This window comes from Frateuria sp. (assembly GCF_035695185.1).
Lineage (GTDB): Bacteria > Pseudomonadota > Gammaproteobacteria > Xanthomonadales > Rhodanobacteraceae > Frateuria_A.
This window is the reverse complement of sequence record NZ_DASSES010000130.1, coordinates 1-16,003: the sequence shown is the minus strand read 5'-3', so window position 1 is coordinate 16,003 and position 16,003 is coordinate 1. Positions and strand designations below refer to the sequence as shown.

The 16,003-nt window shown below is 64.2% G+C and carries 11 protein-coding genes and 1 pseudogene; 3 read left to right on the top strand and 9 right to left on the bottom strand.

Annotated features, from left to right (window positions below; translation table 11 throughout):
• A pseudogene (locus VFH59_RS10735) lies at positions 1 to 181 on the top strand (hypothetical protein); the annotation flags it as partial.
• Positions 182 to 253: 72 nt separating this feature from the next.
• Here VFH59_RS10735 and VFH59_RS10730 read toward each other — a convergent pair.
• From VFH59_RS10730 to VFH59_RS10715, 4 genes are all read right to left on the bottom strand, one after another.
• Positions 254 to 1,906 (bottom strand): M28 family metallopeptidase, encoded by a 1,653-nt coding sequence (locus tag VFH59_RS10730; protein ID WP_325164889.1) that lies wholly within the window; start codon positions 1,904 to 1,906, stop codon positions 254 to 256.
• 123 nt (positions 1,907 to 2,029) lie between these two features.
• Positions 2,030 to 4,819: a PAS domain-containing protein gene (locus VFH59_RS10725; protein ID WP_325164888.1), complete on the bottom strand. Its 2,790-nt coding sequence runs from the start codon at positions 4,817 to 4,819 to the stop codon at positions 2,030 to 2,032.
• Positions 4,820 to 5,144: 325 nt separating this feature from the next.
• Positions 5,145 to 7,085, bottom strand: coding sequence for a PAS domain S-box protein (locus VFH59_RS10720; RefSeq protein WP_325164887.1), 1,941 nt, complete (start codon positions 7,083 to 7,085; stop codon positions 5,145 to 5,147).
• 85 nt (positions 7,086 to 7,170) lie between these two features.
• Complete coding sequence (locus tag VFH59_RS10715; protein WP_325164886.1) at positions 7,171 to 7,779, bottom strand: class I SAM-dependent methyltransferase; 609 nt, start codon at positions 7,777 to 7,779, stop codon at positions 7,171 to 7,173.
• A gap of 104 nt (positions 7,780 to 7,883) precedes the next feature.
• Between VFH59_RS10715 and VFH59_RS10710 the strand changes: the two genes are divergently transcribed.
• Positions 7,884 to 8,177, top strand: a complete 294-nt coding sequence (locus tag VFH59_RS10710) for a hypothetical protein (protein WP_325164885.1) — start codon at positions 7,884 to 7,886, stop codon at positions 8,175 to 8,177.
• Between the two features lie 42 nt (positions 8,178 to 8,219).
• Here the strand turns inward: VFH59_RS10710 and VFH59_RS10705 are convergent, their stop codons facing one another.
• Together VFH59_RS10705 and VFH59_RS10700 are read right to left on the bottom strand one after the other, a co-directional pair.
• A complete protein-coding gene (locus VFH59_RS10705) occupies positions 8,220 to 9,149 on the bottom strand; it encodes a sensor domain-containing protein (RefSeq protein ID WP_325164884.1) in 930 nt (309 codons plus the stop codon).
• Entirely contained in the window at positions 9,149 to 9,511 is a 363-nt protein-coding gene (locus tag VFH59_RS10700; RefSeq protein WP_325164883.1) for a PadR family transcriptional regulator, read from the bottom strand. Before VFH59_RS10700 ends, VFH59_RS10705 begins: the two co-directional genes overlap by 1 nt.
• A gap of 566 nt (positions 9,512 to 10,077) precedes the next feature.
• Here VFH59_RS10700 and VFH59_RS10695 point away from each other — a divergent pair.
• On the top strand, positions 10,078 to 11,574 hold the full coding sequence (locus VFH59_RS10695; RefSeq protein ID WP_325164882.1) for a hypothetical protein: 1,497 nt from the start codon (positions 10,078 to 10,080) through the stop codon (positions 11,572 to 11,574).
• A 97-nt stretch (positions 11,575 to 11,671) separates the two neighbouring features.
• Here the strand turns inward: VFH59_RS10695 and VFH59_RS18505 are convergent, their stop codons facing one another.
• From VFH59_RS18505 to VFH59_RS10685, 3 genes are read right to left on the bottom strand one after another with little or no spacing between them, the layout of a single operon-like run.
• Positions 11,672 to 13,108, bottom strand: coding sequence for a TniQ family protein (locus tag VFH59_RS18505; RefSeq protein WP_414655882.1), 1,437 nt, complete (start codon positions 13,106 to 13,108; stop codon positions 11,672 to 11,674).
• Entirely contained in the window at positions 13,098 to 14,090 is a 993-nt protein-coding gene (locus tag VFH59_RS10690) for a hypothetical protein (RefSeq protein WP_325164881.1), read from the bottom strand. The genes VFH59_RS18505 and VFH59_RS10690 overlap by 11 nt, the downstream gene beginning before the upstream one ends.
• On the bottom strand, positions 14,090 to 15,190 hold the full coding sequence (locus VFH59_RS10685) for a hypothetical protein (protein WP_325164880.1): 1,101 nt from the start codon (positions 15,188 to 15,190) through the stop codon (positions 14,090 to 14,092). Before VFH59_RS10685 ends, VFH59_RS10690 begins: the two co-directional genes overlap by 1 nt.
• Positions 15,191 to 16,003: the final 813 nt, after the last annotated feature.

Sequence of the window (16,003 nt, the reverse complement as noted above, 5' to 3'; positions counted from 1 at the left end):
TCCCGCCGACCGGCTGGCACTCGATCCACCGAACCTGCGTTCGGAGGGGAACGATGCGCTGCGTCCGAGCGGGGGTTTGGCGGCCAGCGAGTTGTACCTGAGGCCGGGCAAGTACCGGCTGGTGGCCAAGGACGTCGACGGCCGCATCCTGACGCGACGGAGCATTTCAGTCGCCGACTGAGCATCGAGCGGCGATTCGGCCGGGGAAGATTCCCCGGCCGATGCGGCTGCCCCGGAGGGCAGCCGCGTGGTTTCACTTGCGCTGGGCGGCGGTCTTCTGGCGCTCGGCCCGGAACTCCGAATCCTTCGACCACTGCGGCCACGCATCCGAGTCGGCCAGCTGCGAGCCCAGCTGGTAGAGCATGCGCAGATCGTGCGCCATGCCGGCGAACGACCAGCTGGCCTGCCATTCGTCCGACGGCTGGTGGTAGTGCTCGCGGTTGTAGAGCTTGCCCTGCGCCTCGCCCGCCGCCTTGCCGCCCTTGACCAGGTCGTTGCCCGACTCGAACGAGATCGCCGGCACGCCCTGCTTGGCGAAAGAGAAGTGGTCGGAGCGGAAGAAGCTGCCGGCTTCCGGATGCGGATCGGCCGCATAGCTCATGTGGTAGGTCTTCCCCACCGCGATCAGGCGATCGAGCAGGCCGAGCTTGGCGTTGCCCGAGATGCTGAAGTTGCGCGCCTCGCCCTGCGGGTCGAGCGCGTCCATGTTGATGTCCGCGACCGTGGTGGCCACCGGGTAGAGCGGATGGGTGGCGTAGTACTCCGAACCCAGCAGCCCCTTCTCCTCGGCGGTGACGGCGAGGAACACCACCGAGCGATCCGGCCTGGGGGCATGCGCGAAGGCGCGGCCCAGCTCGATCAGCGCGGCGGTGCCGGTGGCATTGTCGACTGCGCCGTTGTAGATGCGATCGCCCTTGGCGTCCGCTGCGCCGACGCCGAGGTGGTCCCAGTGCGCGCTGTAGATCACCGTCTCGCCGGGGCGCTTGGCGCCCTCGACGCGCCCGACGACGTTCTGCGAGGTGATCACCTTGCCGTCGACATCGTAGTGCGCCGTGAAGGTTACGCCGTCGAGCGTCACCGGCTTGAAGTCGCGCGTCTGCGCCTGCTTCTTGAGCGCGGCGAAATCCAGCCCGGCCGCCTTGAACATCTGCACGGCCAGGTCGTGCTGGATCCAGCCCTCCAGCGTCGGGTGCTCGGCGGCCGGCTTGTCGCGCACGATGTCGAACTGCACGTTGGTGTTGGAGTTCTTCACCGTCGCCCAGCCGTAGGAGGCCGGTGCGGTCTCGTGCACGACCAGCATGCCGAGCGCGCCCTGGCGCGCCGCTTCCTCGTACTTGTAGGTCCAGCGGCCGTAGTAGGTCATCGCCTTGCCGCCGAAGTCGCCGTGGCCGGTCTCGAAGTCGGGGTCGTTGACCAGCACGACGCCGATCTTGCCCTTCAGGTCCACGCCCTTGAAGTCGTCCCAGTGACGCTCCGGCGCATCGACGCCGTAGCCGACGAACACCAGCGGGGCGTTCTTGATGTCGACCTTGCGGCTGCCGTCCATCGCCGCGCGCACGGCGATCTGGTCGCCCTGGGTGAGCGGCACGCTCTTGCCATCCTCGGTCAGCGAGAACGTGGGCGTGCCGACGATTTCGAAGCGCCCGAGCGGCACCGGCTGCGTCCAGGTGCGCTTGCCGTCGACGACCGCGCCACCCGGCTGGAGCCCGGCGGCCTTGAACTGCCCGATCACGTAGTCGACCGCCTTGGTCTCCCCGGGAGTGGCCGGGCCGCGGCCCTCGAAAGCGTCGGAAGACAACGCCTTGACCTCGTCGGAAAGGCGATGGGGATCGAAGTGCGGCACCTCCGCCGCCAGCACGGGGGCGGCGAACGTCAAGGCGATGGCAGTGGCAAGCATCCGGTTCATTGAGCACCTTTGCGTGGGGTTAACCACCGCATAGTAGGCGGATGCCAGGGCAATTCCCACCCGCCCGCCGGGCTGCCGGGACCGCGGGCAGGACCGGTGGTCGGGAGGGCATTTCTTCCCTGCCTACGAGCCGACCGCCGCCTTCACCTTACGCTCCAGCTCGTCGTCGCGGAACGGCTTCTGCACCACCCGCTCCTCGCCCACGCCGGCCAGCGCGGTCTGGTCCGCGTAGCCGGTGACGAACAGCACCGGCACGTCCGGCCGGCGGACACGGGCCTGCTGGGCGACCTCCACGCCATTCATGCCGGGCATGGCGAAATCGGCGACCAGCAGATCCACCTGCGCGGTGCGATCCAGCAGGTCGAGGGCCGCGCCACCCGAGCCCGCCTCGAGCACTTCGAAGCCGAGCCGGCGCAGTCGCGCCGCAGTGACGTCGCGCACCGCCGCGTCATCGTCAACCAGCAGCGCCAGGCGGCGCTGGGGCAGCGGCTGCGTGCGCGCGGGGTTGTCCGGCGCCGTCCCGCCGTCGGCCATGCCCGCATGCGCGCGCGGCAGGTAGACGCGCACCGTGGTGCCCGCGCCCGGGCGGCTTTCGATCCGCACGCCGCCACCGGACTGCTGGGCAAAGCCGAGCACCTGCGCCAGGCCCAGTCCGGAGCCCTTGCCCACGCTCTTGGTGGTGAAGAAGGGCTCGAATGCCCGGGCACGCACCTCCTCGGCCATGCCGGTGCCGGTGTCGGTCACGCTGATCGCCACGTAGTCGCCCGGCGTCGGCTCCCCCGGCTGGCCTGGCTCGTCGGTGAGCGTGACATTGGCCGTCTGGATGGCCAGGCTGCCGCCGGCCGGCATGGCGTCGCGCGCGTTGATCGCGAGATTGAGGATGACCAGCTCGATCTGGGTCGGGTCGACCAGGGCGCTCCACAGGTCCGGCTGCAGGTGCGCGGCCACCGCGATGCTGCCGCCCATCGTGCTCCTGAGCAGCTCGCTCATGCCTTCGACGGTGCCATTGAGGTCGACCACCTTCGGCTCCAGCCGCTGGCGGCGCGAGAACGCGAGCAGCTGCGAGGTGAGCGTGGCGCCGCGCAATGCCGCCTGGCGCATCAGTTCCAACCGCCGGAGCACCTTGGGATCCTGGACCGTCATCTCGATCAGGTCGAGGTTGCCGAGCACGATGGTGAGCAGGTTGTTGAAGTCGTGCGCCACGCCGGAAGTGAGCTGGCCCACGGCCTCCAGGCGCTGCATCTGGCGCAGCGTCGCCTCGACGCGCTCGCGACCCTCGACCTGGTTGCGCAGCTGCCGGTTGGCCGCTTCGAGCTCGTGCGCGGCGAGTTTTTCCTGGCTGACGTCGCGGCCGACCGCGTAGATCCGGTCGCTCTCGGCCTCGGCCGTCCAGGCGATCCAGCGCCAGCCGCCATGCTCGCACTGCATGCGGTTTTCGAACGGCGGTGCCACGTGCCCGCGCTTCAGGCACGCCAGCACGGCATTCGCGGTGGCGCGGTCGTCCGGATGGATGAAATCCAGGAACGGCCGCGAAAGCAGGGTTTGCTCGTCGTAACCGAGAATGCGTGTCCAGGACGGGTTGACCGCCTTCAGGTAGCCATCGAACCCGGCCACGGCGAACAGATCGCGGCTGAGTTCGAACACGCGCTCCCGCTCGCGGCCGATCTGCACCGCAGCCTCCTGCAGAGCACGGTTGCGGTCCTCCAGTGCGGTGCGGGCTTGGTGCGCGCCGGTCACATCCTGGTTGACGCCGATCATCCTCCGGTGCCCGTCCGAATCGACGACGGGCGTGCCCTTGGAGAGGATCCAGCGCGTTTCGCCGTTGGCGCGGATACGGAACTCGACGTCCAGTGGCTGGCCGCTTTCGGTACTGCGGCGCACCGCCTGGTCGACGGCGACGCGATCCTCCGGGTAGACCGCGGCCGCCCAGGCCTGCTCCGGCGTGATTCCCGTATCCGGGTCGAGCCCGAACAGCACATACATCTCCCGCGACCAGCTGGCGTCGCCCGATGGAAGTTCCCACTCCCATACGCCGATGTTGCCGACCCGCTGGGCCAGCTTGAGCCGCGCCTCGCTGGCGCGCAGCGCGTCCTCGGCACGGCGGCGGGCGGTGATGTCCATCAGCACGCCCATGACCCGCGCGGGCTGGCCATCCTCGTGGTGGATCTCCGCACGCAGCAGCAGCCAGCGCTGCTCGCCGCTGGGGCAGACATAGCGGAACTCCGATTCGACGAAGCGCTCGCCGTGCGTGAGCGCGTCGCTCATGCGGGCCTGCAACCGCTCGCGCTCGCCGGCCGGATAGCCGGCGCGCAACTGGTCCATGCTCGGCGTGGCGTCCTCGGGAAAGCCGAGCAGGCGATTGAGTTCGGGTGAGCCGACCATGGTCTCGTTGCGCAGGTCGGTTTCCCACACCGCCATGCGGCCCGCCTCGATGGCCAGGTGCAGCCTGGCCTGGCTGGTCTCCAGCGCGGAACGGAGCTGGCGCCACTCGCTGACGTCCTGCAGGGTGCCGATGTAGCGCACGGCGCGAACCACGCCGTCGACCTTCGCGAACAGCGCCTCGCCATTGGCCACCACCCAGCGCACCTGGCCGTCCTGGTGCACCACGCGGTATTCATAGGGCATGCGCTCACGGACCTGCGGGTCGAGCGCGCGTTGCAGCATGGCATGCGTGCGCGGCAGGTCGTGTGGATGGGTACGCGCCTGCACCTCTTCCAGGCGCAGCGGCGTATCGCCTGGCGGCAGGCCGCAGATTTCCCGCGCACGACGCGAGTAGACCAGGGTGTTGTCGAGGAGGTTCCAGTCCCAGATGCCGAGCTCCGCCGCACGCATGGCCAGCTCCAGCCGCGCCTCGCTGCCGAACGGCATATCGGCGCCAGGTGCCAGGGAGGAGTGGCCGGCTCGGTGTTGCATGACAACTCTTCTCCACGTGCAACTGCTGCGCGGCACTTTAACCCAGTCACCCGTTGACAGTGGGCGGGTCGAGCCCCTCGCCTGCGGCTTTTGCGGGCCACTCGCCAAAGGTACGGGAGCAGCCCTGGTCGGGCCGCGCCGTCACCGTGAGTGTGTTCCAGGCCCGGTTCCGGTCCAGGTCCGGGCCCGCACTGGGCCAGCCCAGGCGCGATCGCCGGCGATGATCGCGTAACCGGTGGCTCGACCGCGTGAGGTCATCCCGTCGTCGCGGTCGTAGCAGGCGGCTGCCTGTCAACGGACGTGGGGCATCGAACAGGGCGCGCGCTCAGCGGGCCTCTTCGGCCACACCGAGCTGCCCCGCGGCATCGGTGATGGCCCGGTGCAGGTCGCGTTTGGTGAAGGGCTTGCCCATTCGCACCAGTTCGGGCACGGGCGCCCCCGGCAGCTCGGCGTAGCCGGAGGCGAGCACGATCGGCAGGCCCGGGGTGCGCTCGCGCAGGAGCCCGGCCAGCCGGACCCCGGTCATGCCCGGCATCGCCTGGTCCGTGATGACCACGTCCACCTCGCCACCGGCATCGATGTAGGCGATGGCTTCCTCCGCCGAGCGCACGGCGTGGACGACGTGGCCGAGATCCTCGGCCATGGCCATGGTGCTCAGCAATACGAGGTCGTCATCGTCCACGATCAGCAGGTTCAGCGGCTCGCTGCAATGGAGCTCCGCGTCCGTATCGCTGACCTCCTCGGCGGGCGCCGGCACGCCGAGCGCTGCCGCGGCGACCGGCAACCAGATCTCCACCGTGGTGCCCTTGCCCGGCTGGCTCTGCAGCAGCAATCGCCCGCCCGATTGCTCGGCCAGGCCAAAGGCCATCGACAGGCCCAGGCCGGTTCCCTTGCCCACGCCCTTGGTGGTGAAGAACGGTTCGGTGGCGCGCTGGAGAGTCTCCTCGTCCATGCCGTGCCCCTCGTCGGCCACCCACAGGCAGACGTATTCCCCGGGCGGAAGCGCGGTCGAGTGTCCCTCGCCCACGCGTTCGCTGCGGGCACCGATCTCGAGGCGGCCGCCCTGCGGCATGGCATCGCGTCCGTTGACGGCCAGGTTGAGCAGCGCCAGCTCCAGCTGGTTCGGGTCGATCAGCACGCGCGGCAGTTGCAGCGGGAAGCTGGTGCCGATGCGCACCTCCGGTCCCAGCGAGCGGCGGATCAGCTCCGCCATGCCGTGCACCAGCATCGGCACATCGACCGGTTGCGGATGCAGCTCCTGGCGGCGCGCGAAGGCGAGCATGCGCTGGGTCAGCGCCGCGCCCCGCTGCGCGCCGGCCATGGCGTTGTCCAGCAACAGTTGGGGGCGCGTGGCCGGCGGCAGCCACTTGCGCAGCAGCTCCAGGTTGCCCATCACCGCCATCAGCAGGTTGTTGAAGTCGTGTGCCACGCCGCCGGTGAGCTGCCCGATGGATTCGGACTTCTGTGCCTGGAACAGCGCCTCGCGGGCGACCGCCAGTTCCTCTTCCACCCGCTTCTTCTCGGTGATGTCGCGGGTGATCTTGGCGAAGCCCACGATCCTGCCATCGGCATCGGTCAGGCGGTCGATCACCACGTGCGCCCAGAACAGCGAGCCGTCCTTGCGCTGGCGCCACCCCTCGCCCTCGTATACGCCCTGCGTGCGCGCGACGGCCAGGTTGCGCGACGGCTTGCCGGCGCTGGCATCCTCGTCCGCATAGAAGTGGCTGAAGTGCTTGCCCAGCACCTCCTCCGCCCGATAGCCCTTGATGCGCTGGGCGCCGGCGTTCCAGCTGGCCACGTGGCCGTCGGGGTCGAGCATGTAGATGGCGTAGTCGCGCACGCCCTGCACCAGCAGACTGAACTGTTGCTCGTTGCTGCCGAGCATGTCGTCGGACTGGTGCGGCCAGGGAATGTCACGGACCAGATAGGTGTATCCGGCCGGTTCGCCGGCATCGTCACGCACGAACTCGAGAATGGTTCGCGCCCACACCCGCTGCTCGCACTTGCCCAGGCGCCAGCCGGTCTCCTCGTCCCGCCCCGCCCGCCTGGCGGCCTGCAGGGCCTGCTCGGGCAGGCCGGCTGCGCAGGCCTCCGGGGTGTAGAGCATGGAGAACGACTGGCCGATCACCTCGTCGGCGGCATAGCCGAAGATCCGCCTGCCTCCGGCGTTCCAGTTGGTGATCCGCCCCTGCGGGTCGAGGAATACCATGGCAAGCGTGTCCAGCGCCTGCACCATCCGTCCATAGTTGTCCCCGCCTGTCGACATGTTTACCTCTTGAACAAAAACCACCCGCAGGTCCAGCGGGGAGACAAGCGATTATGGGACCTTCCTCTATCCACGCCGTGAATGCCTAGCCTGCGGCCTGCGCGCGCTCCAGCGCGGCGATGTGCCGCTCCAGCCGCGGGCCAAGATAACCATGTGAGCCGCACGGGAGCAGGCCCGCCTGTGCGAACTGGCGAAGGTACCAAGAGGGAGGCCGCGAGCAAAACCCCTCGCGGTCGCCGATGACATCGTCGCGGCTGGTGAACACCTCCAGGAACGCCACGCCCTCCAGCATCTCGACGATCCCGGCCAGGCCGGCGCGGATCTCGGCCGGCCTCAGGTAATGCAGCACGTCGGTACACACGATCAGGTCGAAGCGGGTGTCGAAACGCAGGTGCTCCAGCTGGCCGAAGCGCGCCAGCCCGATGTTGCGGCTGCGCCCGTAGCGCTCCACCACGTAGGTGCTCGCGTCCAGGCCGCGGTACGCCACGCCCGGCCGCAAGGCCCGCAGCGGTGCGCGCCAGGGCGCCTCGCCGCAGCCGACATCGAGCACGTTGCGCAACGGGCGCCCCAGGTAGTACTCGGCCAGGGTCACCGCCAGTGCCACCTTGCGCTTGAGTTCGGCAGCCGAGGCGACCGCGTGCTGCGGGTTGCGGTACCACTTGTCGAAGTACGCGCGATCGTAGGTCTTGGGCATGGAGGGGCGCCGGCAAAGAAGCCGATGTTACGGCCTGGCAATCACCCAACGCACACATCGGGCGCTCCAGCATTTTCCAAACTGCCCCGCCTGGAGTCCGATCCATGTCCATGATCCGCCTGCGCCTGATCGGCAACCGCGACGCTGCCGATTCGATCATCACCGTGCTGCACGGCATCGACGGCATCGAGCACGTCGAGGAGATCGAGGACTTCATGCTGGGCGTGCGCGACGATTCGAGCTCGGCGAACCTGGTCGACGACAGCGAAGGGAAGGTCTTCATGCTGGAGGTCGACGCACCGGACGACCTGCACGCGGACGCCGTCCGGGTGGTCGCCGAGGCCGAGGCACGGCGACTGGATGCCGGCCTCGAAATCGTCGACGGCGAGGACTTCTGACCCCAGGCGCGCCAGCCCGCGATCGCCCGACCTCGAGCCCGCCTACCTGGCCTCCTGGCCACCCCGCACCAGCAGGTGGCGCGCCACCTGCCCGTGCATGCGGCCCAGCCCGCGCGCCAGGTGCAGCGTGGCGAACAGCAGCAGCACGCCCAGCACACACAGCGCGATGGCATCGCCCCAGCCGGGCACGTGCTGCCCGAAGCCCCAGTCGACGATCACCCGGTGATCGACGAACAGGCGCGAAAGGTCGCCTCTGCTCATCATCCAGGCCACCGGCGCGCCGATGAACCCGACCGACACCGAGACCAGCGTCACCGCGATGGTGAAGTAGACGATGCCCAGCGGAAGCATCAGCAGCATGTACAGCAGCGTGGTCCAGGTGCGTGCGTCGGTGAACATGGCGCCGATCCGCTTGATCAGGCCCTGGCCCTTGGCCGGATACGGCGGCCGCCGTGGCATGCGGGCGCCCAGCATGGCTTCCACGATGCGGCCCTCGACCAGCGAGAGCACCCGTACCGAGCCGAAGAACAGCACGATGAACGGCAGGCCGACGATCAGGACGGAGAGGCCTGCCGAGAGCGACACCCCGGTGACCGCCCAGGTGAAGTAGAAGATGCCGGTGGCCAGCGCCAGCACCATGTAGAACAGCGCGCCGTAGGTGCGCGGATCGGCGGCCACGCCGAAGAAGCGCCCAACCAGCGAGCGGCGCTTCGGCGGCGGCGGCGGGCGCAGCGCGCGCTGGATCCGGATCTCCTGGTCGCGGTAGAGCTCGGCCACCTCCTCCGGCGCACCGTAGCTGCCGACCACCTGGGCCAGCATGTCCGCCTCGCTGCGGGCGGGCTGTTCGGCCAGCTCGGCGCGCAGGTGCTCCTCCGCGTCGTAGAGCGCGTCCTGCACCAGCGCCGGGTCGGCGCCGCGCAGCGCGGCGCGCAGCTGGTCGAGGTATTGGTTGATCGTGCGCGGTGCGTTCATCACACCTCTCCTTGAAGGACCTTGTCGACGGAATCGCGCGTGGCGTTCCAGGCCGCGACCCACTCGCGCAGCACCTCCCGCCCCGGCTCGGTAACACGGTAATAGCGGCGCGGCGGGCCGCTCACCGAAGGCTCCACCTCGCTGGCCAGCAGCCCGGCCGCCTCCAGGTTGCGCAGCACCGGGTAGAGCGCACTCTGCTTGCCGGCCAGCACGCCCTCGCCCAGCTCTTCCAGCCGCTTGGCGATCTGGTAGCCGTACAGCGGCTGCCTCGACTGCCCCAGCACCGCCAGCAGCACCAGGGAGACGGTGCCGGCGGAGAGCTCCTTCTGGAATTTCTTCAGATGGCCGACCCGATCGTCCACACGCTTGCCTGCACTGCCACTTGGGTTGGTGTGCAGGTTAGTGTGAAGTTCACACTAGTACATGGGCCTGAAGTCATGCGGACCCGCCGAGGCTGCCGTGGGCATGACACCAATGTTTGTGCTGCTTGTACGAACTATGGTGTCAGGGCCGGCGTACAAACATTCGTGTCAGGAAACTCAAGCATTGCCGACAAAGTCCCAAAGCCTAGGACCTTGAGCGACGGCAATATGACGGGGCCTTTCGCGGCACCAGGCGAGCTGCCGCCCTGCCAGACCCCGTCGCGTGGGCAGATCCAGATCGTCATGCTCTTGCTGTCCCACCGATGCCCGGGCAAGCTCGACCGACAAACGCCGATCCGGCACTTGACTTGCGGACAATGGTCGCCGATTCACTCCAGGCTGTAAGACAGCGCGCACAGGCGCCTGCAAAACGACCGCGTAAAAGCCTTGCGCCAATACGGTCCGGCACCATCACTGCGCGGAGACTTTGCGCGGTGCGCGATTGATCTCGCTTCCGCGGAGCCGAGCAAAAGTTAAGGGCAATTAAGACGTTGGGAGATAGGCCATTGAATCTTTCAGATAAGGCAAGAAACAAAACAGGCGACAGGGTTGGAATCTACTTCACCGACTTTTTCGACGTCGATAAAGTTGTGCTCGAGGCCTACGGCGCTTTTAACGTCTCGCTGGTCAATGACCTTCCTCTATTCATCGACCCCTTTTTGCTGTTCGACAGTCCCAAGCCAGAATATCAGGAGCTCCACAGGGAGATCATCGACTATCTGAAATTCCTCCGGGACGTTTCCGCGACGGAAAATCTGACGAAGGCCCACGTGGATCAGTGGTTTCGGTTCGCTGAGGTCAAGCAAAACTGGTTGGGCTTCAGCCGCTCTGGGAACAGTGGCAATGGGCTGGGTGAGCGCTTTGCCAGCGCGCTGCATCGCAACTTGCACCTGGTCTTCAGAAATTTCGGTGCTGAGTCTATCACCAAGAGCAGCCATCTTGAAAAGCTATGCCTGCTGAGCGATGGGGTCGGTCGTGACCACCTGAGCGATTTCGTGACCAACCTGATCAAGCGCTTTCTCTTGGAGTACACGCAGGAGTTCGCACGAACGCATCTGCGCGCGGAGCAAGTGAGGTCCGTCGCCGTGCAGCGCGTGCAGTTCAATCGTCAGACCTATCGCTGGATGGCCGGCAAATACGAGCTTCCCTTCATTAATGGCGATTTCGTCATCCTCACGCCGAAAGACATGCTCACCCGCGACGAAGCATGGATCAATAGAGGGGATCTACTCGACGGGTTCGAAGACATCTACCAAGCGATCCCCAACGATCAACTGAGGCACCAGATTGACGGCTACTTCATGGCTCGTCTGGGCGAGGACGCCACTGACGCGGACCGAAAGGCAATTGCAGCAAAGGCGATCGAGGAGTTCCCCATCATCTTGGACTACTTCATCCGATCCAAGGAAGATTCAGGCGACGAAGCTCATAAGGTAAGTAACAAAAAGGTCAGTGACACCCAAGAGCAGTTCGTCGAGCGCGTGTCCGAGCTCGTTCGCGATCATCTGCAGGGCACGTCATTCTATGCAGGTGGAACCTCATTCGATGAGTCAATGGCCCGCGTCAACTTCCTCAAGAACGTCATCGAAAACAAGGATGGTTGGCGAATTTTCTACGTGCGCGACAAGCCGATCACTCAGGAAGCCCACCTGCAGTTGCTGTATCGCTTGACCTGGTATGCCTCGCCTTTGGATGTCAATCGAGAGGTGAACAATGGACGCGGCCCGGTCGACTACAAGGTGTCGATGGGGAGCGCGGACAAAACGCTTGTGGAGTTCAAGCTGGCCCGAAACACGAAGCTCAAAGCAAACTTAAAAAGCCAGGTTGAAATCTACGAGGTGGCCAACGACACCAAGTCGTCTATCACAGTGATTCTGTATTTTACTGACGGAGAGTGGCAGCGGGTCCAGAAGATCCTCCGCGACCTGGAAATCAGCAATGCGAAAAACATCGTCCTGATCGATGGCCGCTCTACGAACAAGCCCTCCGCCTCAGCGGCTTGATTGCGCGTCGCGAGACTGCGGCAACGGCAAGACGGCGTCGTGATACGCGCGCCCTTCTGGTCTATAGCGGCCAGATCCGTGGACGCTGATGGCGATGTTAAGACCGTCGGTGTGGGGCATCGTTCCTTGTCCTCGGTGGTACCCCATCCGCATTCCGAGAGCACTGCCTGTTCTCTACGAACCAGTCAAGGGCTTCGTCGAGAGTCATCTCACGCTCGTAGCAACTGATGACTTCTTCGGCCTGAGTTGCACGCACCAATGCGGCGCTCTTGACTGCGTGCCTAGCAATTGACAATCCCACTTCCGTGCGACGCATGACCATTGCCGCCACCACCTCGGCGTCCAACGGCTCACCTTGAGTCCGTGCAGCCAAGATACTGGTCGCAGAGAGATAGGCTGCTCGGAGCGCCCTTTGCGTGGCCGCATCACCGTGGACCGAATGCGCCGCCAGATAGAAATCGTAGGTTTCTTCCGCAACGTCCCTGACGGCGAGCAACTGAACGTTGAATCGACTAAGGAACACCGAAATTGGAGGCAGATAAGCCGGACGCTCTCGCAGATATGCCTTCATACATTGGCTTGCCACGTAGATTTTTTGAGCTTGCCGAGCGGTTGGAAGTGGCATGTAGGTAAGCCCTCCCCATCGGTCAAACAGGAGGGGACTGGACGTTGCACGAGGAGCGGCGAGGAATTCGCTGACCGACACCCCCTGAATCGCGCAGAGATTGATGAGGGAGCGAAGAGATACCCGGCGCCTCCTAAGCTTCGCACACGATGCAAACTGCTTAATTTGCTTGGCGAGGATGTCTCCCCGTCGACTACCAGCGGACCGCCGCAATCCCTGAATAAACTCCCTCAGTACGTCGTACGGCACCGGCTCGGTGCGTGACTCTGCGCAGAATTCGATCAAATCAAGCACTTGACGTTCGACCGACCGAAGAAAGGGATGGAGCTCGACCCATCTGACAGACCTACTTAGGTCGGCTCCGCAGTTGGTGCACGAACTACGACGACTCGCATCTAGATAAGGCCGTTGAGGTCGTTCACAGGACCAGCAAGCATTGTTGAGCAAACAACCGTGGACAGGACAGGTGCGCAGTAAGTCGACTGTCCAAGCCAGCGGCTCATAAGATTCAGGACCCCACTCCTTGTAGCAATTGGGGCACCACCTACGGCAGCACTTCTCGTTGATGCTTTGGTTATCCGCGGTAAGGATTTTCGACAGAGCCCAAAATGTCCCAGACCTGAGATTATCCGCCCCTGTTAGGCTCTGAAGTTCGTCTACCGCGAGTTCCAGCACATCCGGTCCGTTCGACCTGCTAAATCCCCCCATACGTATCAGCTTTGATGGCATTTTGAGGCTAAGGCCTTTGGCCAGGCGTTTAGATCCCATCCCGGTAGTAGCCAAGACCCGGGAGATGAAACTTTGTAATGACTCGACTAGAGGCGTACCCACACCTCGAAGTTCGAGTGGTGGCAATACTGTCCACTTTTCCCGCGCTTTGTCGACATCGCTTACCGATTTATCGAGCATGTTTAAAAAACCTGCGAGTTGTTGACCAGGGAGTCGAGGCCTTCAAACCATCAAAGGCCTCCACATCACGATGAAGCGTGTCGAGCTCCTCAGGTGGATAAATCGCGTTCTCAAGATGGCGCTTATGGATGGCATGGTGACCTTCACTCGCTCGCAAATCGTCCGCCCGACGAAGGTATCCCTTCAACTCGCCGCAGACACCGGCGGACGCGGCGTAAGCGAGATCTAAATTCTTCACTAAGAGATCGGCCCGGGAAAATTGATAGCGCGAGGCCAAACTGACGGCCAATCGTCCAAAGGCTGGCCGGTCAGATTTCTCTTGGATGCGGTAGCGATCCACAAAGACAAAGTGGGCGCGCCTGCGGATCTCAGCATTCCCTTGCCAAAGGGCAGCCATGCGAGGAACGCCGAAAAAAACCATGGTTGCCTTGATCTCCTCGGCGAGGCACATACAGTTCACCATGTGATCCCGCGGGTCCTTCCCCGACTGGGTGTGTGTCATGGATGTGGCCTCCTCGACGAAGACAGCGCGCAGCCCGCGAGCAACGGCCATCCTTTCAAAGCACGCGCGCAAACGATGCTCAGTTAGGTGGCTCCGCAGGCCCTTCCAGAAAGGGCTTTCGAGTCTCGCATCAGCATGCGTATGCCCCTGATCCGCGTCCTCGACGGATCCACGACGGGCCAACCATCCAAGGTTTGGTTCGAGTATCTCGAGGTAGAGTCGAGACGCGAACTCCTTACTGCTGAAGTTCGAGCGGTCAGTCGGAGCCGCGCGAACTGAAATTGCGGGAAGTCCTCCTTTAGGCCATGTTTCCGGGTCTCCAGCAAAGATAGGCATCACGGCGTATCTAACTTCGGACTTGCCTGCACCCGACAGCCCGATAACGAAGATAAGTTGCCCCTCTTCGTCAGTATCAAGTGCCTTTAAAAGTGCTGCGCGGGCCCGCACGAACCCCGGATGGAGGATCATTGCCTGCCTCATTACGCACCCTCCTTTTCGACATCGAACGGCTGGATGAGCTGGTCCAGGTCGCCCCAGTCGAAGCCACCTTCCTCTACCTCAGGCGTCTGCTTTGATTGAGCCTGGTCGGTACCATCGAACTGCCTCTCGAGGTGCCTAGTAGCTTTGGCTGCCGCGTTCGCGTCATCGATGCGCTGAGTCCGCTGCCGACGAATCTCGGCTCGTGTCTTAGCCGCATCGCTTCGTCTGATTCCGTCAACCGCCCCCTCAAAGAGCTTCGACGCGTCTGACAAGCCGCCTCGTTTAAGGCTTTGTGCAGTCCGAGCAAGAACCCACTTGGAACGGAACCTCACGTAGATGCGATGGGAATCAACGCAATCGATGCGAATCTCGATAGGACGCTCCGTCCGAATAAGCCGAAGCAGCTCGTCACTGACGTACTTCCGCTGGAGATAGCGAACGCCACGAATTGGGTCGACCCTCACGTCTCTGTCTAGTGGGACGGAGGTAGCTATGAGGAAGTCGTCCATGCAGTTCACGTGAATGCATCCAACCTGCTCAAGCACCCCGCCGCTGCGCTCCCACTCATCACGTGGCCCAGTTCGTGTAGACCCGACTGGTGTGCGTGGCATATCCCCAAACAGGTAGGTTTCGAGCTCGGCCACGATGGTCGAATAGTTGTGACACGCCGTCGCGTAGCTCTTCTGCTTGGCGGTTACCGATCGACCAGCCTTGTCTGGGTCGGTGCTCCCCAAGAAGCGGTGAGCGACCTCTGCATTGATGCGGCCAAGCGCGTTCTCAGCTAGCGAGTTCTTTCTTGGTGCTCCCGGCGGAGGCTGGATGCGCGTTGCCGTTGTGTAGTCGCAGAAGCCTTCAAACCATGGTCCTACGTACTCTGCACCCCCATCGGCGATCCAATAGCGAGGGAGAACACCTTGTCTATGCAGAACGTCGCGGATCAATACCGCCAATGCCAGGCGTCGAGACGGACCGAAGAGCACGGCATACCCGAGAGGCATTCCTGAGGCGGAGTCCATTGCGACGTAAAGGGTTGGACACTCGAAGCCAAAGCCCTGCAGCTGATCCGGGCTGCACCTGGCATCAAACTTGGTCGAGTCCACGTGCACCATCAGCCCAGGCACGGGACACCGGAGCGTTCGATCTTTGGGATCGATGGCGGCCTCGGCCGCATGAAATGCTCGATGTCCGCCAATGGTGTGCGCGCGGACTTCTCGACTGTATCGCTGCAAGCGAGTGTGGAAGGTCGCCCTGCCCGGTGGACGAATACCCCGATTCCTGCAGTCTGCAACCAGCTTGTCGTGGGCTTGTAGCTTTGTCCGAATGGATGCGTCTCTTCGATATCGTTCGATGGAGCGCATCAGCGCCGCCTCTTGATCCGCGGTGAGCTGCCCAACCCTCCTGCCCGAGTTGACGTATCGGGTTAAACAGACTTCGAGTGGATTCTCACCCGTTGCTCTCGCATCGCACACCTTACGTACCAGTGCTGCATAGCGCCGTGTTCGTGGTTCGAGCCCTTCGATCATTCGATCGACACGCGCCAGCCGCCTCTTCGCTGCCGCGAAGTCCACGGGAGTCGCAGTGATCAGCTTCGATTCCGCGATGGGTTGCTCTGCTTGCCGCCGGACTGCGCTGAGTAGCCGGAGGTCACATTCTTCCGCCTGGGTAGCATTACCGAAGAGCATGAATTGGTCTGGCAGATCCAAGGGGATAGATGTCAGGAGGCCATGCAGCCTCTTCTCCGCAAGAGCACAAAGCACGTGCGCTCCTGTTAAGGATGGTCTGATCAATCGCCGCGCAACCACTCACGCGTGACATTGGTCCCGTCAAAGCGAAAAACGCTCATTTTGACGGCGGAATGCCGCCTTATTCGCTCCGCAGTTGACCTCTTTGGTCCACTGCGGACACAGCGGCCC